The following is a 22,056-nucleotide window of genomic DNA, read 5'->3' as shown; positions in this document are numbered from 1 at the left end:
GGCGTCGTAGGGTGGATGGCATGAACGACATGCTCTACCGTCCGCTCGGGCGCTCCGGTTTGATGGTCTCGGCCGTAGGAATCGGCTGCAACAATTTCGGGCGAGCCGACACGATGACCGAAACGCAGGATGGCACGACATCCGTCGTGGATGCAGCGCTCGACAGCGGCGTGAACTTCTTCGACACGGCGGACGTCTACGGAAAGCGACCCGGGCTCAGCGAGGAGCTTCTCGGGCGCGCGCTGGCGGGCCGTCGCGACGACGTGGTCGTGGCCACCAAGTTTGGACACGCGACGCTCGACGGCGGCATCGATCAGCCCTCGGCCCGCGGGTCGAGGCGTTACGTGCGACGCGCGGTGGAAGCATCCCTGCGCCGGCTCGACACGGAGTGGATCGACCTCTATCAGCTCCACACCCCCGACCCGATCACACCCATCGACGAGACGCTGAGTGTGCTCGACGACCTCATCACCGAGGGCAAGGTGCGCTACATCGGCCACTCCAACCTGAGCGGGTGGCAGATCGCCGAGGCGGACTACGAAGCGGTCCTGGGCTCGCATCCCCGCTTCATCTCGGCGCAGAACGAGTTCAGCCTGATCGTCCGGGATGCCGAACGCGAGGTCCTTCCGGCAGCGCGCCGCTTCGGGCTGGGTTTCCTGCCCTTCTTTCCGCTCTATAACGGACTCTTCACGGGCAGGTTCTCGCGCGATGGCGGTCCAGCCGATTCGCGCATCATGCGCATTCGCAGACACCTCCTCGACGATGCTCCCTGGGATGCCATCGAAGCGCTCGAATCCTTCGCCGAGACCCGCGGGCGCACTCTTCTCGAGGTCACTTTCGGGTGGTTGCTGGCCCAGCCGAGCCTCGCGAGCGTCATCGCGGGCGCGACCTCACCGGCGCAGATCCGCGAGAATGCCGCCGCCGGAGTTGCCTGGACGCCAACGCCCGACGAGGTTGCCGAGATCGACCGGTTGTTCCCTGGCCCCGCGCAGACGTCCTAGCTCATCGACAGAACTCCGCGCTCGTCCGGCACCCGCAACCCGCCACCCGGCACCGGGCGCCCAGGCCCCGACCGGTGAGCGTGACCTCGGCTGAGCTCGGCTATCGAGCACACCCAGGGCTGCGCTCAGCTATTGAGCACGGCCAGGGCCGCGTTCAGAGTCGTTGCAAAGAGAACCCACGCCCAGTAGGGGATGAGCATGACGGCCGACGCTTTTCGGATGGGCCAGAACCGGATCATGGTGACGAGGACGGCGATGTCGAGCAGCACGATAATGGCGAGTGCGATCCACAGCGCTGCGGGACCCATCGCGGGATATAGCCCGAAGAAGACCGGGGTCCAGATGCTGTTGAGAACGAGTTGCACAACATAAGCGGTCAGCGCGGGGCGAGTGTCGACGCTGTGGCGCCGACGCCAGACGAGCCATGCGGCCACCGACATCACCAGGTACAGCACAGTCCACACGGGGCCGAACAGCACGTTCGGCGGGTTCCAGGGGGCCTTCTCAGCCGTGGCATACCAGCCGTCGACGTTCCCCGCGGTGCCGATCGACCCGATCGCGGCCACGGCGAACGAGATGGCGATAAACACGACCAGCATGAGGATGTCGCGGCCGATGCTCGCCGATCGCCCCGGCGTTGCGCGTGACGCGGTGTCGTTCGTGCGAGTGTCGGGGTTCCTGTCGGTCATGGTGTTGCCTCCTCGATGTCGTCCCTCCAACTTAGTAAGCTAGCTGACTATTGTGAAGGGCTTGAACCGGCGTGCGCCGTATGCCACTGAGACCTGCTCGAAGACACTAGACTTTTGCACACTGCCTTGTTCCCCTGCCGAAAGGACCCCGGGTGACCGACATCGACGTGCGAACCGGTTCGGGCGCTGTCGACCTCTCCGACGGGCGCACTCTGTCCCTGAACTGGGCCGCAGTCACCGACACCGGCCGCAAACGCCAGGTCAACCAAGACGCGCTCATCGTCGAGCTGCCCGTCTTCGCCGTGGCCGACGGCATGGGCGGTCATGACGCCGGTGAGGTCGCGAGTGCGGCCGTTGTCGAGCGATTCCGCGGGCTCGTCGGCGAAGGCAAACACGTCGACCGCGAGACCATCGAAGAGGCTCTGCGCGACGCCGTCGAGGACATGTTCAACCAGGTCGGTCAAAGCGATCTCGGCACCGGCACGACCGTGACGGGGCTCATGCTCGCCAGCACGCCGAGCCCCGGGTGGACCGTGTTCAACATCGGCGACTCGCGGGTCTACCGGCTGCTGGGGGACGAGCTCATCCAGGTCACACTCGACCACTCGGTCGTGCAAGAACTCATCGCCATCGGCGCCATCACGCCCGACGAGGCCGAGACGCACCCGCACGGCAACGTCATCACGCGCGCGGTCGGCTTCACCGAAGATCCTGTGCCCGATTACACGGATGTCCCCGCCACCTCGGGTGCGCGCTGGCTCGTCTGCTCAGACGGACTGACGAAAGAACTGACCGACTACGGCCTGCAGCATTTCCTCATGCGCGCCGAGTCGCCGAAGGAAGCCGTCGAGCTCATGGTCACGGCGGCCCTCGACAACGGTGGCCGCGACAACGTCTCGGCCATCGTGCTCGACGAGCTCATCACGCCGTAGCGCGCGCCCCGCTGAGGCCGTCGACCACGCGCCGACGGCACCCGCCCTCAGAGAGACGGCGAGACCCGGATCATGCCGACCGGCTGGCCGCCGCCCAGAACCTCGAGGTGCAGCTGCGGCAGGAGATCGTCGACGTCGTTCTGGCTGAGCGCGCCCGCATCGGTCAGCAACCGCAGGGCGACGACTGTCGCCGCGCGCAGGCTGCCGTCGAGGATCTTCGCCGCGACGGTCGTGCCATCGGGGGCCGCCATGACCATGACGCCCTCGGCCCCGAGCTTCGCGAGCACGCCCAGGCGATCGATGACCAGTGTGTTGTCACGCCCGACGCCGTCGAGCGCCCAGCCATCCGCCAGAACGGCCTGCGTCAGGATTCCCGCGTTGCGGTACAGCGCGAAGGGCGACGTGGGTGACGACGTGCGCACCCGGCCGATACCGCGGGCGAGACCGGCGAGGCTGATCGCGTGCACGGGCGCCCCGCATCCGTCGACCGCCGTGGCCTGGGGCTTCTCGCCCGTGAAGCGCTCGATCACGTCGAGGATGGCGCGCTGCAGCGGGTGGTCGACGTCGAGGTAGGTGTCGATGGGCCAGCCGTTGGTGGCACAAGCGAGCAGCATGGCGGCGTGTTTGCCCGAGCAGTTCATGTAGACGGGGGAGGGGCCGCTGCCGTCGCGCACCAGCTCGTCGCGAGCGGCCCGATCGGCCGGCCAATCGGCGGGGCACTGCAGCGCATCCTCGGTGAGGCCCGCCTGGGCCAGGATGCTGCGCACCACCGACACGTGGCGCTGCGTGCCCGCGTGGCTCGCCGTCGCCAGCACGGCCGCCGCACCGCGCAGGCCCACACCCGCGTTCATGACGGCGATGGCCTGGAACGGCTTGAGGGTGGAGCGCGGGATCACGGGCGCCTGCGGGTCGCCGATCTCACGGATGACGTCGGCGTGCTGGTCGATGACGATCGCCGAACCCAGGTGCCGCGACTCGACGAAGCCGTTGCGCACCACCACCGCGAGCTCTCGGGCCGAGGATGCGGGGAAGGTTTCTGCGGTGATGTCTGACACGTGTTGGTTCTCCGTTTTTCTGCGGCGCCCGACGCTCCGCCGCAACAAGCGTAGCGGCCCGAGCGCACCTGTGCCGAGCGTGGCAGACTGGTGCCATGACCGGTCCCGAGCATGTGTACACGATCAGCGCCGAGTGGACGGGTAACACCGGAACGGGCACGTCGAGCTATCGCGAGTACAGCCGCGATCTGACGGTGCGCGCGTCGGGCAAACCCGACATCCTGGGCTCGGCCGATGTCCCCTTCCGCGGCGACCCGGCGCGCTGGAACCCCGAGGAGCTGCTGCTCGCGGCCCTCGCCCAGTGCCACATGCTGTCCTACCTCTACGTCGTCACGACCGTCGGGGTCGTCGTCACCGACTACCGCGACGAGGCCCTCGGCACCATGATCGAAGACGGCAAGGCGGGCGGCGAGTTCACGCAGGTCGTGTTGCGGCCCGTGGTGACGGTGGCTGAAGCATCCATGGTGGATGCCGCGCGCACGGCGCACAAGCGCGCCTCAGAGCTGTGCTTCATCGCGCGTTCGATGAACTTCCCGGTGCTGCACGAGCCGGAGATCCGCGTCGCGTCCTAGAGGCCTGTTCGGCGCCCGCTAGAACCGCCCGCGCCGGCTAGAACCGCTCGCGCCGCAGGATGTTGCGCTTGAACTTCTCCATGGCGTCGGCCGGGGGCGACTCGTTGTAGGCGTGCGCCAACTCCTGGCCCGTCAGGGCATGGATGGCCGCCATGATCTCGTCGGTCGCCGCTCGCCTCGCGCGTCCGCTCGTCGCCGGCCCGTGGTGCGACACGTCGATGGGCTCGCCGAAGACGACGCTGACTTTTTTGAGCTTCGGCATCTTGGTGCCGACGGGCATGAGCTCGTCGGTGCCGATCAGACCGACGGGCACGACGGGGGCGCCGGTCGACAGGGCGAGCCAGGCCACACCGGTGCGGCCGCGATAGAGGCGACCGTCGAGCGAGCGGGTGCCCTCGGGGTAGATGGCGAAGGCGCTCTCGGATTCGAGGATCTTCTTGCCCTCGTCGAGTGCCTCCTGCGCGGCCGCTCCCGCACCGCGGCGCACGGCGACGGCCCCGATGGACTCGAAGAAGACTCGAGACATCCACCCCTTTGCGCCGGTGCCCTCGAAGTAGGTCGATTTGGCGAGGAACTGCACGCGCCGCGGCGTGACCACCGGGATGGCGATGCTGTCGATGAACGACTGGTGGTTGCTGGCCAGGATCACCCGACCGTGGCGCGGCACGTTCTTGCGCCCGACGACCTTGGGTCGGTAGATGAGGCGCGCAATGGGCATGAGCACGAGGCGCCCGAGCGCATAGACGGGGCCCGACGACGACGCGACGTCGGCGGTTTCTCGTGTTTCTTCCTCGGCTGGCACGCAGATGAGGCTACAGGGCAAGACATTCCACGGCCGGAATGGTCCGGTCCTCCGCGTGTTGCGTGACGGGCGGGGCGGATGATCGGAGCACGATCGGGTGCGGCAATACACAGTTTCGTCGGGCAGACTAGTCGCATTCCCCTCCAACGAAAGTGATCGTCGTGCAGAAACGTGTTCCCGCGCTGTTGGCCGCTGCCGCAGCATCCGCCCTTCTGTTGAGCGCATGTTCGGGCGGCGCCAGCCCCACCAGCACGCCGTCGGCCTCATCGAGCGCCGCCGCCACCGCGTCGCCGTGCAAGGACACGCCGTCGGGCAGCGAAGTCGAATCGGTCAAGGTCTCGGGCAACCTGGGAGAAGCGCCCACGGTCGAGATCCCCGCGCCTCTCGCCATCGACGCCACGCAGCGCACCCTGGCGGTCACGGGCACGGGCGACGAGACGAAGACGGGCGACACCGTCGAGGTCTCGATCACCATGTACAACGCTCAGACGGGCGCCGAGGTTGCACCCATGCAGAAGGCCGCCGCCACGGTCGACGACACGAAGTTCCTGCCCGGGTTCGTGCGCGCCATCGAGTGCGTTCCGGTCGGTTCGCGCGTGGTGGCCCTGGTCGACTCGGCCGACGCTTTCGGCACGACCGGCTCGAGCGACAGCGCCGTCAAGGCCGACGAAGACGTCGTCATCGTGGCCGACATCCTGAGCATCACCCCCGACCGTGCCACGGGCGAACCGCAGCCCGAGGTCGAGGGCATGCCCAAGGTTACGCTCGACGACTCCGGCCGCCCCACCGTCACGATTCCCGACGCCGAGGCGCCGAAAGACCTAAAGCTCGCCGTGCTGAAGCAGGGCGACGGCGAAGAAGTGCAAGAGGGCGACACGGTCTCGGTGCAGTACCAGGGCACCAACTGGTCCACGGGCAAGGTCTTCGACGAGAGCTGGGGCAAGCAGATCGCGTCCTTCCAGACCACCGGCGTCGTGAAGGGCTTCTCGCAGGCCCTCGTCGGCCAGAAGGTCGGCTCTCAGGTGATCGTCGTCATCCCGCCGGCTCTCGGTTACGGCGACGCCGGCCAGCCGAGCGCGGGCATCAGCGGCACGGATGACCTCGTCTTCGTGATCGACATCCTGCAGACCACGCGCTAAGAGGTTCTGCCGCCACACATGGCTGCACGCGACGCCCCGGATGCCGACAGGCCCGGGGCGTCGCGTCGTTAACGCGTGCGCGTGCCCGGTCGTGTTCGCGCCTGTGCCGGCCTCGGTGCGAGCATTCGCGCCCGGGCAGAGGTCATGCTTCCGACCCGCCGGACTAGGGTGGACAGCATGCGACGCGTCATCATCCTCGGCAGCAGCGGTTCCATCGGCACCCAGGCCCTCGACGTCATCCGGGCCAACCCCGAGAAGTTCGAGGTCGTCGGCCTCGGCACGGGCTCCAACGCCGCCGTGCTGGCCGAGCAGGCCGAGGCGTTCGGCGTCGAGCACACGGCCCTCGGTGCCGACGAGGCCGAGCAATTGGTGCGGGATGTCGACGCCGACGTCGTCCTCAACGGCATCACCGGCTCGATCGGCCTCGGCCCGACCCTCGCCACGCTGCGCGCGGGAAAACAGCTGGCCCTCGCCAACAAAGAATCGCTCATCGTGGGCGGTGACCTCGTGAAACAGCTCGCCGCGCCCGGCCAGCTCGTGCCCGTCGACTCCGAACACTCGGCCATCGCCCAGGCCCTGCGCTCCGGCACGGCCGCCGAGGTGCGTCGACTCGTGCTGACGGCATCCGGTGGCCCCTTCCGCGGGCGCACGCGCGCCTCGCTCGCCGATGTGACGCCTCAGGAAGCCCTCGCCCACCCCACGTGGGACATGGGCCTCATGATCACGACCAACTCGTCGACCCTCGTCAACAAGGGCCTCGAGGTGATCGAAGCTCACTTGCTGTTCGACGTCGCCTATGAAGACATCGCCGTGACCGTGCATCCGCAGTCGATCGTGCACTCAATGGTCGAGTTCGTGGATGGTTCGACGATCGCGCAGGCCTCGCCGCCGAACATGCGTCTGCCCATCTCGCTCGGCCTGGACTGGCCCAGCCGCGTCTCGGGCGTCGGCACCCCACTCGATTGGACGGCGGCGCAGAGCTGGACGTTCGAACCGCTCGACGACGAGGCCTTCCCCGCCGTGTCGCTGGCCAAGAAGGTCGGGCGCGCCGGGGGCACCTACCCGGCTGTGTTCAACGCGGCCAACGAACAGGCCGTGCTCGCGTTCCACGACGGTCGCATCGGCTATCTCGACATCCTCGACACGGTCGACCAGGTCGTCGACGAGCACGCCGAGGTCGACACGCTCACGCTCGAGTCACTGGCCGCCGTCGAGCAGGACGCCCGCCGGGCGGCCGACGCCGTCATCGCGCGCCGCAGCACGCACGGCTAAAACCAGCGCCGAGCGCCCGGGGTCGGCAGGGCCTAGGACGCGTCCCAGCCGGCCTCTCGCAGCGCCTTGCGGGCCTCCTCGCGCGCCGAGTAGGGCGTGCGCACACCGCGGATGTCGCGGTAGTCCTGGTGTCCGGGACCGGCCCAGAGAATCGCGTCGCCCTCGCGCGCCAGCGAGACGGCCTCGCGGATGGCGGTCTCGGGCGGCGACACCTCGTGGATGTCCCCGTCGGGTCGGGCCGCCCGAGCGCCCTCGACGAGCGTCGCCCGGATCGAGTCCGGGTCTTCGAAGCGCGGGTGGTGATCGGTGATCACGAGAATGTCGCTGCCGAGCACGGCTTCCTTCGCCATGTCGTGCCGCTTGGTCGCATCGCGGTCGCCGTCGGCGCCGAAGACCATGATCACGCGGCCCGGGGTGACGCGCCGCACGGCCGCGAGCGTCTTCTCGAAGGCATCCGGGCTGTGACCGAAGTCGACATAGACGGTAGGGCCGGCGTCGCCCGACACGCGTTCGGTGCGGCCGGGCAGGAAGGCCTTCACACCGCCGTCACGCGTCAGTGCGGCATCGATGTCGGCGAACGGGATGCCGCCCTCGACCATCATGGCGATCGCGAGTCCGGCGTTCGCGGCCATGTGGGCCCCGATGAGCGGAATGCGCGAGTGCAGCGTGCCGTGGGCCGCGTGCGTGAGCGAGAACTCCGTGTATTCGGGCTTCTCGTCGCCGATGGTGACGGTCCAGTGCGCCTCGGTGTCGGGGAGCGACGTGATGGTCACGACGGGGATGCCCGCGCGCTTCACGAGACCCTCGCCCCATTTGGTGTCGAGCGATACCACGCCGCGGCGAGCTCGGTCGGGCTGGAACAGGGCGACCTTCGCGTCCATGTAGTCGTCGAAGTCGCGGTAGTCGTCGAAGTGGTCGTGGCTCAGGTTAGTGAAGGCCGCGACGTCGAACATGATGCCGTCGACGCGGTGGCGGCTGAGGGCCTGCGCGCTGACCTCGACGGCCACGGCTTCGACGCCCGACTCGCGCATGCGGGCGAGCAGCGCGTGCATCTCGCTCGACTCGGGCGTGGTGAGGCGCGACACGATGGTCAGGTCGCCGATGTGGCGCTCGGCCGTAGAGCTCAGGCCCGTGACGAGGCCGACCTGCTGCAGGATGCCCTCGAGCAGGTGCGCGGTCGACGTCTTGCCGTTGGTGCCCGTGATGGCGTAGAGCGTGGGCATGTCGGCGGTGGTGTCATAGACCCAGGCCGAGATCATGCCGAGCACGACGCGCGGCGACTCGGTGATGAGGATGGGGAGACCCGCGTCTCGGGCCAACTCGGCGCCCGCGGCATCCGTCAGAATCGCGACGGCACCCTTGTCACGCGCGTCGGCGGCGAAGGATGCTCCGTGCCGGTTCGCGCCCTGGATCGCGACGTAGACCTCGCCCCGCTGTAGATCGTTGGTGGAGAGGGTGATGCCGTTCAGGCTGACCCCGTCGATGTCGCCCTCGACCCCGAGTCCGAAATGCGTCGCCAGATCGGCGAGAGATTTCACGGGCGGGGTGTCGGGCCGGAGTACCGGCGGCATACGCGATTCCACGGAGATTCGTCCTTCTTTCTCGCTTGCCTGGTGGGAAGCCATCCCATCGTCTCATAGCCCGCACAGCAACTTTCGAGCGCCGGGCGGTATCGTCGCAAGGTGGAATCGGCGCTTCTCTATGTTCTCGGTGTGCTCATCGTTCTGGTGGGCCTCATCGTGTCTATCGGCCTGCACGAAGTGGGGCACCTCGTGCCCGCCAAACTCTTCGGGGTCAAGGTCACGCAATACATGATCGGCTTCGGGCGCACGCTGTTCTCGCGGCGCCGGGGTGAGACCGAGTATGGAATCAAGCTCATTCCCCTGGGTGGTTACATCTCGATGATCGGCATGTATCCGCCGTCCAAGACCGGTGGGGCCGCGCGCAATGCCACCACCAGCGTGTTCGAGGCGATGGTGCAAGAGGGCAGCGCGGTCAAGACGCGGCGCGATGCCCGGCAGGCCCAGGGCGGGGCTGCGGATGACTCGGGCGACGCGCTCGAGGGTGCCCCGGGAGCATCCGTGCCCATCGATCAGTCGCCAGATGCTCGCGTCGAGGTCGTCTCGGCCGGGGCCACCGATTTCCCTCCTCTCGACGAGGGGGAGCGGCGTCGCTTCTTCGGATCGATGGCCGAGGATGCCCGCGAGGCCAGCGCCGAGACCATCGGCGAGGGTGAAGACCACCGTGCCTTCTACCGCCTGCCGGTCTACAAGCGCATCATCATCATGCTGGGCGGCCCCTTCATGAACCTCGTGCTCGCCTTCGTGTTCTTCGGCATCTCGCTCGTGGCCTTCGGGGCGCCCGTGCAGACGACCACCCTGTCGATGGTGAGCGAGTGCGTGCTTCCCGCGGGCAGCACGAAGACGTCGTGCGATGCCTCCGACCCCCTCGCCCCGGGGGCCGCGGCCGGTCTCAAGCCGGGCGACACGATCGTGTCGATCGACGGCACGCCGGTCTCGAGCTGGGCCGAGTCGACCGAGATCATCCGCCAGTCCTCCGGTGACGCGCTCGACGTCGTCATCGAGCGCGGGGGTGCCGAGCAGAGCGTCACGCTCACGCCGCTGCTGACGAAACGTTACGTTCTCGACACCGCCAACCGCGTGGTGAAGAACGCCGATGGCTCGCCGAAGACCGAAGAGGTCGGCTTCGTCGGCATCTCGTCGACGCAGGAGGTGCAGCAGCAGCCTATCACGGCCACGGGTCCGATGGTCTGGCAGAGCATCTCGGGCGTCGGGGACATCATCATCCACCTGCCCCAGCGCATGGGCGATGTGCTGAACGCGGCGTTCGGGCCGGGCGAGCGCGACCCGAACGGCCCCATCAGCGTGGTCGGCGTCGGGCGCATCGCCGGCGAGGTGGCGGCCTCCGACCAGATCCCGTTCGTGTCGAAGGGGGCCTCGCTGTTCGCGGTGTTGGGGTCGCTCAACATCGCGCTGTTCGTGATCAACCTGGTGCCGCTCATGCCGCTCGACGGCGGACACGTCGTCACGGCGCTATGGGAGGGCATTCGCCGGTTCTTCGCCAAGCTGTTCGGGCGGCCCGATCCCGGTCCGATCGACGCGGCCAAGCTCATGCCCCTGACGTTCGTCGTGGTGATCTTCTTCATGGCGATGAGCGCCATCCTCATCTACGCCGACATCGTGAAGCCGGCGAACCTCTTCGGCTGACGGCTGACGCCTGACGCCTGACGGCTAATGCCTGACCGCTCATGGCCGCAGGCCCACCCGCTCGTGTACTCCCGGGGGAGTAGTGCCTCCTCGATGCTCGTTCGGCGGGCCGATTCGTCCGGTATGAGCGACGGGTACGCTTCAGGAATGACGCCGCCCACTCTGCCCGCTTCGCCGCTCGACGGGCGTCTTTCCGGCCCGCCGCGCGCCGTGCGGGTGTGGGTGCCTGTCGTGGTGTCCCTGGTCGTGCAGGTTCCGATAGCAGTCCTCCTCCTTGTCCATCAGATCGCCGGATCCATCGACGCCGACGGTCCCGATCGCGGCCGGGGGCCGGAACTCGGCAACGGTGTGGGGCCCGGCTCGGGACTCGTCGAGTTCGAATCCGCGGGCAGCGCGATCTGGGTTGCCGTCGTGGCACTCCTCCTCGCGGTACTCACAGCTCTCGCGCTCGCCGTCATCCGACGCTATCCGCGCACCGTCGTCGTCGCCATCATCGCGGCCACCGCCGGCGAGGCGTTGCTCTCGCCGATCGGCCCGCCGTTCGTCTCGGTGGCCTTCGCCGTGATTCTCGCGGTGCGCCACGGCGCTCGGGCGTGGGCTTACATCGCTCTCGCGACGGCCTGGATGCTCGTGCTCTTCGTCGGCCCGTTGACGGGCGCACCGTGGTCCGCGCATCTCGTGGCCCCCACCACCCTGGCCCTCCTCGTCGTCGTGGGCGCGGCCGAATTCTCGAAGCGTCGCAGTGATGTGCGCCAGAAGCTCCACGACGATGCCCTCGCCCGGCGCCGTGCCGACGAGGCTCGACAGGAGGCGGCGGGTCAGCAGGAGCGGGTTCGCATCGCCCGCGAATTGCACGACGTGCTCGGGCACTCGCTCTCGCAGATCACCGTTCAGGCCAACGCGGGACTGCACCTCATGGACCGAGACCCGGCCGAGGCGCGACGTGCGCTCGTCAACGTGAAAGAGACCTCGGCGGCGGCGCTCGCCGAGGTGCGTAATGTGCTCGGCATTTTGCGCGACCCGGCGCCCGGCTCTTCGGCCGTGCGCGATCACCGGTCCGGTCCGGCTCGGCCGCATCCCGCCTCCGAGGCCGATACCGACGTCCCGCCGGAACCCGGCTTTGCTCCGCGAACGCCCGGCCCGGGCCTCAGCCAGCTCGACAACCTCTTCGACACGGTGCGCGCTGGTGGGGTCGCGGTCCACGAATCGCTCTCGCTCGGAGACGCCGCGACGATTCCGCTGGGTGTCGGCCAATCCGTCTACCGGATCGTTCAAGAATCCCTCACGAATGTGGTGCGCCACAGCGCGGCGCGCTCGGCCCGCGTCCGGGTCGATCGCGAGGGGGACGCGTTAACCGTGACGGTCGAGGACGATGGGACGGGCAGGACGGCAGCTCTGTCGTCGTCGCCCGACGCCACCACGGCAGCGCCCGGCAACGGCCTGCTCGGCATGCGTGAGCGCGCCGAGCTCCTGGGCGGCACGTTCGCTGCCGGGCCCACGCCCACCGGCGGCTGGCGCGTCGTCGCCAGCGTGCCCGTGCAGGTGCGCGCATGATCCGCGTGTTACTGGCCGACGACCAGGCCCTCATCCGTGCGGGGTTCCGCGCCATCCTGCACGCCGAAGACGGTATCGAGGTCGTGGCCGAAGCGTCGTCGGGCGAAGAAGCGGTGGCGCTCGCCGCCGTGCACCACCCCGACGTCGTGCTCATGGATATCCGCATGCCGCACGGCGACGGCATCTGGGCCACCGGCCAGATCGTCGCCGATCCCGCCCTCGCCTCGACGCGTGTGGTCGTCGTCACGACGTTCGAACTCGACGACTACGTCATCGACGCGATAGCCGCCGGCGCGAGCGGGTTCCTCGTGAAAGACACCGAGCCCGTCGAACTCATCCGGGCGGTGCGCGTGGTCGCCTCGGGCGACGCGCTGCTCTCGCCCGGGGTGACGCGCACATTGCTGCAACGCGTGTCACCCGCGCTGAAGCAAACGGTCGATGCCACGGCGCTCGCCCCGCTCACCGAGCGCGAACGCGAAGTGCTCGGCCTCGTCGGCCGGGGGCTCAGCAACGACGAGATCGGCGCGGCGCTCTTCCTTAGCCCGCTGACCGCCAAGACTCATGTGTCCCGCATCATGCAGAAACTCGACGCCCGCGACCGCGTGCGACTCGTGGTCGTGGCCTATGAGTCGGGGCTCGTCGCGCCCGGGTGGGGGTAGCGCGGCCGCTCGTGCGCCTGGGGGAGTAGTAGCGAAGCATCCCGACGGCAGATGTGGTGCGAGCCGGGCCCGAGGAGGCTGGACTCAGGACGGTCGACGAGCGACCGCCGAGGAGGAAAGATGCTTCACACCGCACTCGCCACACTGGCGCAGCACTATCCGGGCTACGGCCCCGGCCCGGGAGCACACTTGTGGTTCCTGCTCATCCCGTTCTTCTGGCTGATCCTGGCGGTCGTCCTGCTCGCCATCTTCGGACGCCGCTGGTCGAAGCGCGCCGGCGAACGCCGCGAGTACATGCGCCAGCACTGGCAGTCCGAGGCCCAGGGCGGCGCCGAGAAGGTGCTGGCCGAGCGTTTCGCGCGCGGCGATATCGACGAGGTCGAATACCGAGCCCGGCTCGAGGTCATCCGCGCGTCCAGCCTGCACGCGACACAGGGCCCCGGTGCGGGCCCCGGTTTCGGCGGTGGTTTCGGGCCCGGCGCGGGCACCGGCCCGGGGATGCCGCCACAGCGCTGATCGCGACAGCCCGGCTCGCTGCGGCACGGCCCGCAGTGTAGCCGGGCGGTGCGGCGCAGGCATCCCTCACCGATTCGCAGCGCGTGCACACCAAGAGGACCTAAACTGAGCGAGTGGTAGCAGTCAATTTGGGTCTCCCTAAAGTCCCTGAAGTTCTGGCGCCGAGGCGTAAGTCCCGTCAGATCAAGGTCGGTAAAGTTCTCGTCGGTGGCGACGCTCCCGTGAGCGTGCAGTCGATGACCACGACGCCCACCCCCAACATCAACGCGACACTGCAGCAGATTGCCGAACTCACGGCATCCGGCTGCGACATCGTGCGGGTGGCCGTTCCGAGCCGCGACGACGCCGAAGCTCTTCCGATCATCGCGAAGAAGAGCCAGATCCCGGTGATCGCCGACATTCACTTCCAGCCGAACTACGTCTATGCGGCCATCGACGCCGGTTGCGCCGCGGTTCGTGTGAACCCCGGCAACATCCGCAAGTTCGACGACCAGGTCGGCGAGATCGCGCGCCGCGCGAAGGCCGCCGGCGTATCGGTGCGCATCGGTGTGAACGCCGGTTCGCTCGATCCCCGCCTGCTGCAGAAGTACGGTAAGGCCACGCCCGAGGCTCTCGTCGAGAGCGCCGTGTGGGAGGCGAGCCTCTTCGAGGAGCACGACTTCCACGACTTCAAGATCTCGGTCAAGCACAACGACCCCATCATCATGGTCAAGGCCTACCGCCTGCTCGCCGAGCGTGGCGACTGGCCCCTGCACCTCGGCGTCACCGAGGCCGGCCCGTCGTTCCAGGGCACCATCAAGAGCGCCACGGCGTTCGGCATCCTGCTGTCCGAGGGCATCGGCGACACCATCCGCGTGTCGCTGTCGGCGCCTCCCGCCGAAGAGGTCAAGGTCGGCCTGCAGATTCTGCAGTCGCTCAACCTGCGCGAGCGCAAGCTCGAGATCGTCTCCTGCCCGAGCTGTGGCCGCGCCCAGGTCGACGTCTACAAGCTCGCCAACGACGTCACCGACGGCCTCGAAGGCATGACCGTTCCGCTGCGCGTGGCCGTCATGGGCTGCGTCGTCAACGGTCCCGGCGAAGCGCGCGAGGCCGACCTCGGTGTCGCCTCCGGCAACGGCAAGGGGCAGATCTTCGTCAAGGGTGAGGTCATCAAGACCGTTCCCGAGTCCGAGATCGTCCAGACCCTGATCGACGAAGCCAACCGGCTCGCCGCGGAGATGCCCGCCGACGACACGTCGACCGGCAGCCCGGTAGTGACGGTCGGTTCCTAACGAAGGCAGTGGCCGCATGACCATTACCCCGCCTCCCGCAGCCGGACCGATCGGTGCGCCTCCCGCGCCCGGTCCGGCGTCCGGCGCGGGCACCGGTCCCATCACGCCCGACGAGTTGCAGCGCGCGCGCCGCATCTTCGACACGATCGTGGCGGGTTACAGCCAGAAGGTCGTCGGTCAAGACAGCCTGCGCACCACGCTGCTCGTGGCGCTGATCACGGGCGGCCATGTGCTGCTCGAGAGCGTCCCCGGTTTGGCGAAGACGACGGCGGCCGAGTCGATCGCCGAGTCGGTGTCGGCCAGTTTCCGCCGCATCCAGTGCACGCCCGACCTCCTGCCCGCCGACATCATCGGCACGCAGATTTACGATCCGTCCACGGCCACGTTCGGCACGCAGCTCGGGCCCGTGCACGCCAACTTCGTGTTGCTCGACGAGATCAACCGGTCGAGCGCCAAGACGCAGTCGGCCATGCTCGAGGCCATGCAGGAGCGGCAGACGACGATCGGCGGGGAGAATCATCCGCTGCCCTCGCCGTTCCTCGTGCTCGCCACGCAGAACCCCATCGAGCAGGAGGGCACGTATCACCTGCCCGAGGCCCAGCTCGACCGCTTCCTCGTGAAAGAGGTGCTCGGCTACCCGAGCCCCGCCGAAGAAGCCGAGATCGTGCGCCGCGTCAATGCCGGCGTCTATGAACCGGGTGGCACCCACGGCCAGGCCGTCACCCTCGACGATGTGCGTTTCCTGCAAAAGCTCGTCCACCGCGTCTATCTCGACCCCGCCGTGCTCAACTACATCGTGCAGGCCGTCTATGTCACGCGTCACGCCGAGCAATACCTTCCGCCGGCACTCGCGGGGTATGTCGAATACGGTGCCAGCCCGCGCGCCAGCATCGCCTTCGCCAGCGTGGCCCGTGCGCTTGCGCTGCTGTCCGGCCGAGGCCACGTGATCCCCGAAGACGTGAAGAGCTATCGCTATCAGGTGTTGCGGCACCGACTCATCCTCGGGTTCGAGGCTGATGCCGACGGCGTGACGCCCGAGACCATCATCGACGCGATCTTCGGCGCCATCCAGGCACCCTGAGCGCCCCCGAAGCCGAAACGTGCCTGCGCTCCTGCCCCGCGTGAAGACCACGCTGTCGATCGTTGCCCATCGTCGGGTGCGCGGCTGGCTCGACGGTGAGTATCGCTCGGTTTTCCACGGCAAATCCCACGACTTCGACGACCTGCGGCCCTACGTGCCGGGCGACGAGATCCGCGACATCGACTGGAAGGCGACCGCTCGGCACGGGTCGCCGCTCACGAAGCGGTACATCGCCTCGCGCAAGCAAGCCGTCATGATCGTCGTCGACTCGGGGCGCGACCTGGCGGCCGTGAGCGCGTCGGGCGAACCCAAGCGCGACCTCGCGATCCAGGCGGCCGGCGTGCTGGGCTACATCGCCCACCGTCACGGCGACCAGGTCGGACTCGTCACCGGTGACGCGGCGGGCAGCGCATTAGTGCCGTTGGGCGGCACCGAGGGGCACCTCGAACGGCTGCTGCAGATCATCCACGCCCGCGCCAGTCTGCAGGGCAGCCCGAGCGACTTCGTAGGCCAGCTCGACTACGTGGCCCGGCGGTTCCGGCGCCGCATGCTGCTCGTCGTCATCAGCGACGATCAGGCCTTGGCGGGCACGGGGCACGGCACGAGCGGCACCGGCGGCACGAGCAGTGCCAGCGGCGCGAATGCGCGCACGCAGAGCACACCAGGTGCCCCCGCATCCGATCTGCGCCCCCTGCTGCGACGCCTGCACGCGCAGCACGAGATGATCTGGGTGTCGATCGCCGACGCCGACCTCGTGGCGGCGACCCCGCGCGGCGCCGAGCTGCTCGACGTGCAGACGTTCGGCGAGCTGCCCGAGTTCCTGCGCCGCGACCCGCAGGTGCGGCGGGAGTACGCCGAACGCGCGACCGCGCAGAAGACCGAGACCCGAGACATCCTCGATCGCATCGGCATCGCGTCGACACGCATCGAGTCGACGCGCGACGTCGTGCCGAAGCTCTTCCGCCTGCTCGAGAGGCACAATCATGCCGGGCGGTGAGTACTATCCGCTGGCCGACTTCTCGCCGTGGTGGGCCGTCATCGCGGTGGCCCTCGTGCTGCTCGCGGCCGCCTGGTATGCCTTCGTCATCTGGTTCCCGCGCTGGAAGCACCGGCCGAGGGGCGCCGCGGCGATTCCCGAGCCGGCGCCGTGGCAGCGTCAGCAGCGCATCAGCGAGCATTACCTCGCCGAGATCGACCGCGTCGAGCGTGACTACGCCGACGGGCGCGTCGATGTGCGGGCCGCCCACGTGCGCCTGGCCGAGATCGTGCGGCGCTACACGCTCGAGGCCCGCGGCATCCCCACGCTGCCCATGACGCTGCAGGAGCTGCGGCAGGCACGTCTGCCCGAACTGGCCGAGGTCGTGCAGGGTCTCTACCCGAGCGAGTTCGGGGCCGAGGCCTCCGGTTCGGTGCACGGTTCGGCCCAGGCGGCCCGGCGGGCGGTGACGTCGGCATGGAACTGAGCTTCTGGTGGATGCCGCTCCTCTGGGCGTTCGTGATCGCGGGCGTCCTGGCCCTGGCCTTCGTTCTCACCCGTCGGCGGATGCGGCGACGCCCGGCCCGCGCGGCCGTCCCCGTCGCCCACACCGAACGTCTCACGGCGTTGCCCGCCTACCGCCGCGCGCTCACGCGATACCGCGCGCTCCTGGCGCTGAGCGTGGCTGCCGTGGTCGTGGCTCTCGCAGCCGCCGTCGTGCTGAGCGCACGCCCCGTGGCGGTGTCGGCCTACCAACCCGAGCTGCGCAACCGTGACATCGTGCTGTGCCTCGACGTCTCGGGTTCGATGGTCGACTACGATGCCGAAATCGTGGACACGTTCAGCGATCTGGTGGACGAGTTCGACGGCGAGCGCATCGGCCTCGTGCTCTTCAATGCCTCGGCGGCCACGGCCTTCCCGCTGACGAGCGATTACGCGTTCGTCGAGAAGCAGCTCAGCGAGCTGGGCGACAAGATGAGGAATGCAGACGAGGACTACTCGTTCGCGAACGGAACGCTGCTCGGCAACGGCTCCTCGCTCATCGGCGATGGGCTCGGCTCGTGCGTCATGCGCTTCGACGACATCGGGCAGGAGAGGTCGCGCTCGATCATCCTGGCCACGGACAACTTCGTCGCGGGCGAGCAGATCGTCACGCTGCCCGAGGCGGGCGAATTCGCCACCGAGAACGACGTCACCGTCTATGGCATCAACCCGGGCGATGTCGCCAGCAAGTCCTACATCAAGGATCTCGCCGACGAGTTCGAGAAGGTCGTCACCGACACGGGCGGGGCCTACTACGCGCTCGACGACCCGGGTGCGATTCCCGCCATCGTCGGGCAGATCCAGTCTGAACAGGCCGCCGATATGACGGGCGCCACGCAGATCGTCAAGACCGACATCCCGGTTTGGCCCATCGTGGCGGGTCTCGTCGGCACGGCCGGCCTCATGTTCCTCGGGTGGAGGCTCAAGCGATGATCGTCCACCCCATCTTCACGCCGCCCGTGCTCATCGTCGTCTTCGGCGGGCTCGCGGCCTTCGCGCTGTGGCAGGCGGCCCGCAACATCCGCCGCCCGGGCGGGTGGCACTGGTTCGTGCGGCTCGCGCTGGTGGGCCTCCTCTTCGGCATGTCCTTGCGGCCGGGACTGCCCGAGACCGAGCATCCGCCCGTCGCCGCCGCCCAGACCGACGTCTACTTCGTGCTCGACACGACCTCGAGCATGGCCGCCGAGGACTACGGCGACGGCCAGCCGCGCCTCACGGGGGCCAAAGCCGACATCGAGGCCATCGCCGACCGTCTCGCCGGTTCGCGATTCTCCCTCATCACCTTCGACGCCGACACCGTGCAGCGCCTGCCCCTCACCACGGATGCCTCGGCCCTCGCGTCGGGCGTCGCCTCCACCACGCAGGAGATCAGCGTCTACTCGCGCGGCAGCAGCATCGGCGCGCCCGCCGCGTTCCTCGAGAAACAGCTCGCCGCCGACAAGGACGCCGCTCCCGACCGCACGCGCATCGTCTACTACCTGGGCGACGGCGAACAGACCGTCAGCACGGCGCCCGAGTCGTTCGCGCCGCTCGCCGACCTGGTCGACGGGGGAGCGGTGCTGGGCTACGGCACCGACGAGGGCGGGCCCATGCGCACGTTCTCGGGCTACCGCGACGAATTCTTCGGCGACGATCAGTCGGATGATTCGGGGTCGGATGATTCGGGGTCGGATGGTGCGGGGTCGGATGGTTCGAGCACCGACGACCCCGGCACCGCCGACGACTACATCCAGTACTACGGCCCGAACGGCCAGGAGACCGCCATCTCGAAGATCGACGAGAAGGCGCTCGGCACCATCGCCGGGCAACTCGGCGTCGAGTACGTGCACTCCGAGCCCGGCAGCGACGTCGTGCTGCAGGCGACGCGCGGCATCGATGTCGGGGCCGCGACATCCGCCCCCAGCGGGCCGCCCTCGGCGCCCGAGTTCTATTGGCTGCTCGCCATCCCGTTCGGCCTGCTGTTGCTGACCGAACTCGTGCCGCTGCTGCTCGCGCTGCGCGCGCTGCGTCGCCCCACCAGCAGCAGCCCGGCCCCGACGGAGGTTTCCCGATGACCCTGTTCGAGCACGACCTCCAGTCGCCCCAGCCGGTGTCGCCCGCGCACGGCGGGCCGCACGAACCCCCGCGCCGACCCCAGCCCCCGCAGCATCTCGTCCGGCGCACACGCCGCCGCCTCTTCTGGTGGTCGCTGCCCGTCGTGCTCGTCATCCTCGCGATCGCGTGGAAGCTCGTGAGCCTGCAACTCGTGACCGACGGCGCGAAGAACGACTTCGAGGCCGGTGACTACGAGGGCAGCGCCGACCGTTCGGGCTCCCTGCTCGTGGGCAACGTCGTCGAGCCGTGGATCCCGTACTACAACCGCGGAACCGCCCTCGCCACGTTCCAGAACTACACGCCCGCCACCGACGACCTGGGCGAGGCGCTCACGCGGGCTCCGGCATCCGAACGCTGCATGGTGCGCGTCAATCTCGCGCTCGCGTGGGAACAGCAGGGGGATGCTTACCGCGGCGCCGGCTATGAGGAGGGGGCCATCCGTCTCTACGAGACGTCGCTCGCCGTCATCCGCGACGGAGCCGCCGACGGGTGCCAGACCGACGAGACATCCCGCGCGCTCGAACAGCGCGACACGCTGCAGACCGCCGACGAGCGCGTGCAGGCGAAGATCGATCAGCAGCCGCCGCAGGTGCTGCCGCAGCCCGGCCAGGATGACGCCCAGGGCGAGGGCTCATCGGGGGAGAGCGACCCGAGCGCCGAGGAGAAGCTGCAGGAACGCGGCGATCAGGCGGCCGAAGAGAAGGCCCAGCAAGACGCCGAGGAGCGCGGTCGCGGCGGCGCCGGACGCACGACCGACAAGCCCTGGTGACCTCGTGACCGCGCCCGCCCGGCGCGGTCACCCGACGCGCTCGACCGGCCCCTGCCACTAACATGGTCAGGTGGTCACGCGTCTCAGTAATTACTTCCTCCGCACCCTCCGTGAAGATCCCTCCGATGCGGAGGTGACGAGTCACCGGTTGCTGGTGCGCGCGGGCTACATCCGCCGCCAGGCCCCCGGCGTCTTCGCCTGGCTGCCCATCGGCCTGCGGGTCAAGAACAAGATCGAGCAGATCATCCGCGAGGAGATGGCCGCGGCCGGCGCGCACGAGGTGCATTTCCCCGCCCTGCTGCCGCGCGAGCCCTACGAGATCACCAACCGGTGGACCGAATACGGCGACGCCCTGTTCCGCCTGCACGACCGCAAGGGTGCCGACTACCTGCTGGCCCCCACGCACGAAGAAGCGTTCACGCTCCTCGTCAAGGACCTCTACGGCAGCTACAAAGACCTGCCGCTGTCGATCTTCCAGATCCAGGACAAGTACCGCGACGAGGCCCGCCCCCGCGCCGGCCTCCTGCGCGGCCGCGAATTCACCATGAAGGACGCCTACTCCTTCGACTACACCGACGCGGGCCTCGACGCGAGCTACCAGGCCCAGCGCGACGCCTACGAGCGCATCTTCCAGCGCCTCGGCCTCGAATACGTCATCGTCAAGGCGGATGCCGGGGCCATGGGTGGCTCGCGCAGCGAAGAGTTCCTGCACCCCACGCCCGTCGGCGAGGACACGTTCGTGCGCTCCGACCACGGCTACGCGGCCAACGTCGAGGCGTTCACGACCGTCGTCCCCGAGGCGCTCCCCATCGAGGGGCTGCCCGAGGCGGTCGTGCGCGACACACCCGACACCCCCACCATCCAGACGCTCGTCGACGTGGCCAACGCCCAGGCGCCCCGCGACGGAGAGCCCTGGACGGCCGCCGACACCCTGAAGAACGTGGTGCTCGCGCTCACCCACCTCGACGGAACGCGTGAGCTCGTCATCGTGGGCCTGCCGGGCGACCGCGACGTCGACCTGAAGCGCGCCGAGGTGGCGTTCGCCCCCGCCGAGGTCGAAGCCGCCACGGCCGAGGACTTCGCCAAGCACCCCGGTCTCGTCAAGGGCTACATCGGGCCCGGCGACCAGCGCGGCCTCGTGCTCGGCGAGAACGGCAGCACGGGCATCCGCTACGTGCTCGACCCCCGCGTCGTCGACGGCACGTCGTGGATCACGGGCGCCAACGTCGAGGGCAAGCACGTCTTCGGCCTGGTCGCCGGTCGCGACTTCACGGCCGACGGCGTCGTCGAGACGGCCGCCGTGCGCGAGGGCGACGAGGCACCGGATGGCTCGGGCCCCGTGCACCTCGCCCGCGGCATGGAGATCGGCCACGTGTTCCAGCTCGGCCGCAAGTACGCCGAAGCGCTCGGCCTGAAGGTGCTCGACGAGAACGGCAAGCTCGTCACGGTGACCATGGGCTCCTACGGCATCGGCGTCACGCGCGCCCTGGCGATCATCGCCGAGGGCAACAACGACGAGAAGGGCCTCATCTGGCCCGAGAACGTCGCCCCGTTCGACGCCTACGTCATCGCCACGGGCCGCGACCAGGCGGTCTTCGAGGCCGCCGACGGCGTAGCCCAGGCGCTCGAGGGTGCCGGCTACGACGTGCTCTACGACGACCGCCCCAAGGTGTCGCCCGGTGTGAAGTTCGGCGATGCCGAGCTCATCGGCGTGCCGAAGATCGTCATCGTCGGCCGCGGCGTGGCCGACGGCGTCGTCGAGCTGTGGGACCGCCGTTCGGGCGAGCGCACCGAGGTGCCCATCGCCGAGGTCGTCGAGCGCCTGCAGGCCCAGCGCACAATCTGAGTCACGCTCGACTCTCTACCGCAGGGGCTCGTTCGAAAGCCCGCTCGTCGTCCTGCAC

Annotated in this window: 21 protein-coding genes; 17 read left to right on the top strand and 4 right to left on the bottom strand. The window is 68.8% G+C overall.

Annotation, left to right across the window (positions count from 1 at the left end):
• The first annotated feature begins 20 nt into the window (after nucleotides 1-20).
• Nucleotides 21-1,001 (top strand): aldo/keto reductase, encoded by a 981-nt coding sequence (locus ACUWEX_RS10040; protein ID WP_445996148.1) that lies wholly within the window; start codon nucleotides 21-23, stop codon nucleotides 999-1,001.
• 125 nt (nucleotides 1,002-1,126) lie between these two features.
• On the opposite strand, the gene ACUWEX_RS10035 is transcribed toward ACUWEX_RS10040, so the two are convergent.
• Complete coding sequence (locus tag ACUWEX_RS10035; RefSeq protein WP_445996147.1) at nucleotides 1,127-1,690, bottom strand: TspO/MBR family protein; 564 nt, start codon at nucleotides 1,688-1,690, stop codon at nucleotides 1,127-1,129.
• Nucleotides 1,691-1,842: 152 nt separating this feature from the next.
• On the opposite strand from ACUWEX_RS10035, the gene ACUWEX_RS10030 reads away from it, so the two are divergent.
• Nucleotides 1,843-2,622 carry a PP2C family protein-serine/threonine phosphatase gene (locus tag ACUWEX_RS10030; protein ID WP_234991173.1) on the top strand — a complete coding sequence of 260 codons (780 nt, stop codon included), beginning with the start codon at nucleotides 1,843-1,845 and terminating at the stop codon, nucleotides 2,620-2,622.
• A gap of 47 nt (nucleotides 2,623-2,669) precedes the next feature.
• Here ACUWEX_RS10030 and ACUWEX_RS10025 read toward each other — a convergent pair whose 3' ends face one another.
• Nucleotides 2,670-3,677: an asparaginase gene (locus ACUWEX_RS10025; RefSeq protein WP_445996146.1), complete on the bottom strand. Its 1,008-nt coding sequence runs from the start codon at nucleotides 3,675-3,677 to the stop codon at nucleotides 2,670-2,672.
• A 95-nt stretch (nucleotides 3,678-3,772) separates the two neighbouring features.
• On the opposite strand from ACUWEX_RS10025, the gene ACUWEX_RS10020 reads away from it, so the two are divergent.
• Nucleotides 3,773-4,249 carry an OsmC family protein gene (locus tag ACUWEX_RS10020; protein WP_445996145.1) on the top strand — a complete coding sequence of 159 codons (477 nt, stop codon included), beginning with the start codon at nucleotides 3,773-3,775 and terminating at the stop codon, nucleotides 4,247-4,249.
• A 37-nt stretch (nucleotides 4,250-4,286) separates the two neighbouring features.
• Here ACUWEX_RS10020 and ACUWEX_RS10015 read toward each other — a convergent pair whose 3' ends face one another.
• Nucleotides 4,287-4,967 carry a lysophospholipid acyltransferase family protein gene (locus ACUWEX_RS10015; protein ID WP_079728486.1) on the bottom strand — a complete coding sequence of 227 codons (681 nt, stop codon included), beginning with the start codon at nucleotides 4,965-4,967 and terminating at the stop codon, nucleotides 4,287-4,289.
• A gap of 245 nt (nucleotides 4,968-5,212) precedes the next feature.
• Here ACUWEX_RS10015 and ACUWEX_RS10010 point away from each other — a divergent pair, with 245 nt between their 5' ends.
• Together ACUWEX_RS10010 and dxr are read left to right on the top strand one after the other, a co-directional pair.
• Entirely contained in the window at nucleotides 5,213-6,190 is a 978-nt protein-coding gene (locus ACUWEX_RS10010; RefSeq protein WP_445996144.1) for an FKBP-type peptidyl-prolyl cis-trans isomerase, read from the top strand.
• A 177-nt stretch (nucleotides 6,191-6,367) separates the two neighbouring features.
• Nucleotides 6,368-7,462, top strand: a complete 1,095-nt coding sequence (dxr, locus tag ACUWEX_RS10005) for a 1-deoxy-D-xylulose-5-phosphate reductoisomerase (protein ID WP_445996143.1) — start codon at nucleotides 6,368-6,370, stop codon at nucleotides 7,460-7,462.
• A 32-nt stretch (nucleotides 7,463-7,494) separates the two neighbouring features.
• Here the strand turns inward: dxr and ACUWEX_RS10000 are convergent, their stop codons facing one another.
• Nucleotides 7,495-9,033, bottom strand: a complete 1,539-nt coding sequence (locus tag ACUWEX_RS10000; RefSeq protein WP_445996142.1) for a Mur ligase family protein — start codon at nucleotides 9,031-9,033, stop codon at nucleotides 7,495-7,497.
• Between the two features lie 111 nt (nucleotides 9,034-9,144).
• Between ACUWEX_RS10000 and ACUWEX_RS09995 the strand changes: the two genes are divergently transcribed.
• The 12 genes from ACUWEX_RS09995 (at nucleotide 9,145) to ACUWEX_RS09940 (ending at nucleotide 21,998) form a co-directional block, all read left to right on the top strand.
• The gene (locus ACUWEX_RS09995) at nucleotides 9,145-10,689 is read left to right on the top strand and encodes a M50 family metallopeptidase (RefSeq protein WP_445996141.1); all 1,545 of its coding nucleotides are present in this window, start codon (nucleotides 9,145-9,147) and stop codon (nucleotides 10,687-10,689) included.
• A 147-nt stretch (nucleotides 10,690-10,836) separates the two neighbouring features.
• Complete coding sequence (locus ACUWEX_RS09990; protein ID WP_445996140.1) at nucleotides 10,837-12,243, top strand: sensor histidine kinase; 1,407 nt, start codon at nucleotides 10,837-10,839, stop codon at nucleotides 12,241-12,243.
• The gene (locus ACUWEX_RS09985; RefSeq protein WP_079728376.1) at nucleotides 12,240-12,902 is read left to right on the top strand and encodes a response regulator; all 663 of its coding nucleotides are present in this window, start codon (nucleotides 12,240-12,242) and stop codon (nucleotides 12,900-12,902) included. The genes ACUWEX_RS09990 and ACUWEX_RS09985 overlap by 4 nt, the downstream gene beginning before the upstream one ends.
• 120 nt (nucleotides 12,903-13,022) lie before the next feature.
• On the top strand, nucleotides 13,023-13,418 hold the full coding sequence (locus ACUWEX_RS09980) for an SHOCT domain-containing protein (RefSeq protein ID WP_234991175.1): 396 nt from the start codon (nucleotides 13,023-13,025) through the stop codon (nucleotides 13,416-13,418).
• A 113-nt stretch (nucleotides 13,419-13,531) separates the two neighbouring features.
• Nucleotides 13,532-14,689 carry a flavodoxin-dependent (E)-4-hydroxy-3-methylbut-2-enyl-diphosphate synthase gene (gene ispG, locus ACUWEX_RS09975; RefSeq protein WP_077055397.1) on the top strand — a complete coding sequence of 386 codons (1,158 nt, stop codon included), beginning with the start codon at nucleotides 13,532-13,534 and terminating at the stop codon, nucleotides 14,687-14,689.
• Between the two features lie 16 nt (nucleotides 14,690-14,705).
• Nucleotides 14,706-15,770, top strand: coding sequence for an AAA family ATPase (locus tag ACUWEX_RS09970; RefSeq protein WP_079728377.1), 1,065 nt, complete (start codon nucleotides 14,706-14,708; stop codon nucleotides 15,768-15,770).
• Nucleotides 15,771-15,789: 19 nt separating this feature from the next.
• Nucleotides 15,790-16,767 carry a DUF58 domain-containing protein gene (locus tag ACUWEX_RS09965; protein WP_445996139.1) on the top strand — a complete coding sequence of 326 codons (978 nt, stop codon included), beginning with the start codon at nucleotides 15,790-15,792 and terminating at the stop codon, nucleotides 16,765-16,767.
• Nucleotides 16,754-17,233 (top strand): hypothetical protein, encoded by a 480-nt coding sequence (locus tag ACUWEX_RS09960; protein WP_445996138.1) that lies wholly within the window; start codon nucleotides 16,754-16,756, stop codon nucleotides 17,231-17,233. Before ACUWEX_RS09965 ends, ACUWEX_RS09960 begins: the two co-directional genes overlap by 14 nt.
• Entirely contained in the window at nucleotides 17,224-18,222 is a 999-nt protein-coding gene (locus tag ACUWEX_RS09955) for a vWA domain-containing protein (RefSeq protein WP_445996137.1), read from the top strand. Before ACUWEX_RS09960 ends, ACUWEX_RS09955 begins: the two co-directional genes overlap by 10 nt.
• Nucleotides 18,219-19,343, top strand: coding sequence for a VWA domain-containing protein (locus tag ACUWEX_RS09950; protein WP_445996136.1), 1,125 nt, complete (start codon nucleotides 18,219-18,221; stop codon nucleotides 19,341-19,343). The genes ACUWEX_RS09955 and ACUWEX_RS09950 overlap by 4 nt, the downstream gene beginning before the upstream one ends.
• Nucleotides 19,340-20,152, top strand: a complete 813-nt coding sequence (locus ACUWEX_RS09945) for a hypothetical protein (protein WP_445996135.1) — start codon at nucleotides 19,340-19,342, stop codon at nucleotides 20,150-20,152. The genes ACUWEX_RS09950 and ACUWEX_RS09945 overlap by 4 nt, the downstream gene beginning before the upstream one ends.
• A 70-nt stretch (nucleotides 20,153-20,222) precedes the next feature.
• Nucleotides 20,223-21,998 carry a proline--tRNA ligase gene (locus ACUWEX_RS09940; protein WP_445996134.1) on the top strand — a complete coding sequence of 592 codons (1,776 nt, stop codon included), beginning with the start codon at nucleotides 20,223-20,225 and terminating at the stop codon, nucleotides 21,996-21,998.
• The last annotated feature ends 58 nt before the right edge of the window (nucleotides 21,999-22,056 follow it).

The organism is Okibacterium fritillariae (assembly GCF_052783725.1).
Note: the sequence above shows the minus strand (reverse complement) of the source record. Positions and strands in the feature narration are given on the sequence as shown.

Excerpts from the sequence above, each read along its gene's own strand:
- ACUWEX_RS09955 (WP_445996137.1), top strand. The coding sequence starts at position 17,224 with ATGGAACTGAGCTTCTGGTGGATGCCGCTCCTCTGGGCGTTCGTGATC.
- ACUWEX_RS10035 (WP_445996147.1), bottom strand. The coding sequence starts at position 1,690 with ATGACCGACAGGAACCCCGACACTCGCACGAACGACACCGCGTCACGC.
- ACUWEX_RS09970 (WP_079728377.1), top strand. The coding sequence starts at position 14,706 with ATGACCATTACCCCGCCTCCCGCAGCCGGACCGATCGGTGCGCCTCCC.
- ACUWEX_RS09950 (WP_445996136.1), top strand. The coding sequence starts at position 18,219 with ATGATCGTCCACCCCATCTTCACGCCGCCCGTGCTCATCGTCGTCTTC.
- ACUWEX_RS09985 (WP_079728376.1), top strand. The coding sequence starts at position 12,240 with ATGATCCGCGTGTTACTGGCCGACGACCAGGCCCTCATCCGTGCGGGG.
- ACUWEX_RS10020 (WP_445996145.1), top strand. The coding sequence starts at position 3,773 with ATGACCGGTCCCGAGCATGTGTACACGATCAGCGCCGAGTGGACGGGT.
- dxr (WP_445996143.1), top strand. The coding sequence starts at position 6,368 with ATGCGACGCGTCATCATCCTCGGCAGCAGCGGTTCCATCGGCACCCAG.
- ACUWEX_RS09945 (WP_445996135.1), top strand. The coding sequence starts at position 19,340 with ATGACCCTGTTCGAGCACGACCTCCAGTCGCCCCAGCCGGTGTCGCCC.
- ACUWEX_RS10040 (WP_445996148.1), top strand. The coding sequence starts at position 21 with ATGAACGACATGCTCTACCGTCCGCTCGGGCGCTCCGGTTTGATGGTC.
- ACUWEX_RS09980 (WP_234991175.1), top strand. The coding sequence starts at position 13,023 with ATGCTTCACACCGCACTCGCCACACTGGCGCAGCACTATCCGGGCTAC.
- ACUWEX_RS09960 (WP_445996138.1), top strand. The coding sequence starts at position 16,754 with ATGCCGGGCGGTGAGTACTATCCGCTGGCCGACTTCTCGCCGTGGTGG.
- ACUWEX_RS09990 (WP_445996140.1), top strand. The coding sequence starts at position 10,837 with ATGACGCCGCCCACTCTGCCCGCTTCGCCGCTCGACGGGCGTCTTTCC.
- ACUWEX_RS10000 (WP_445996142.1), bottom strand. The coding sequence starts at position 9,033 with ATGCCGCCGGTACTCCGGCCCGACACCCCGCCCGTGAAATCTCTCGCC.
- ACUWEX_RS10015 (WP_079728486.1), bottom strand. The coding sequence starts at position 4,967 with ATGCCCATTGCGCGCCTCATCTACCGACCCAAGGTCGTCGGGCGCAAG.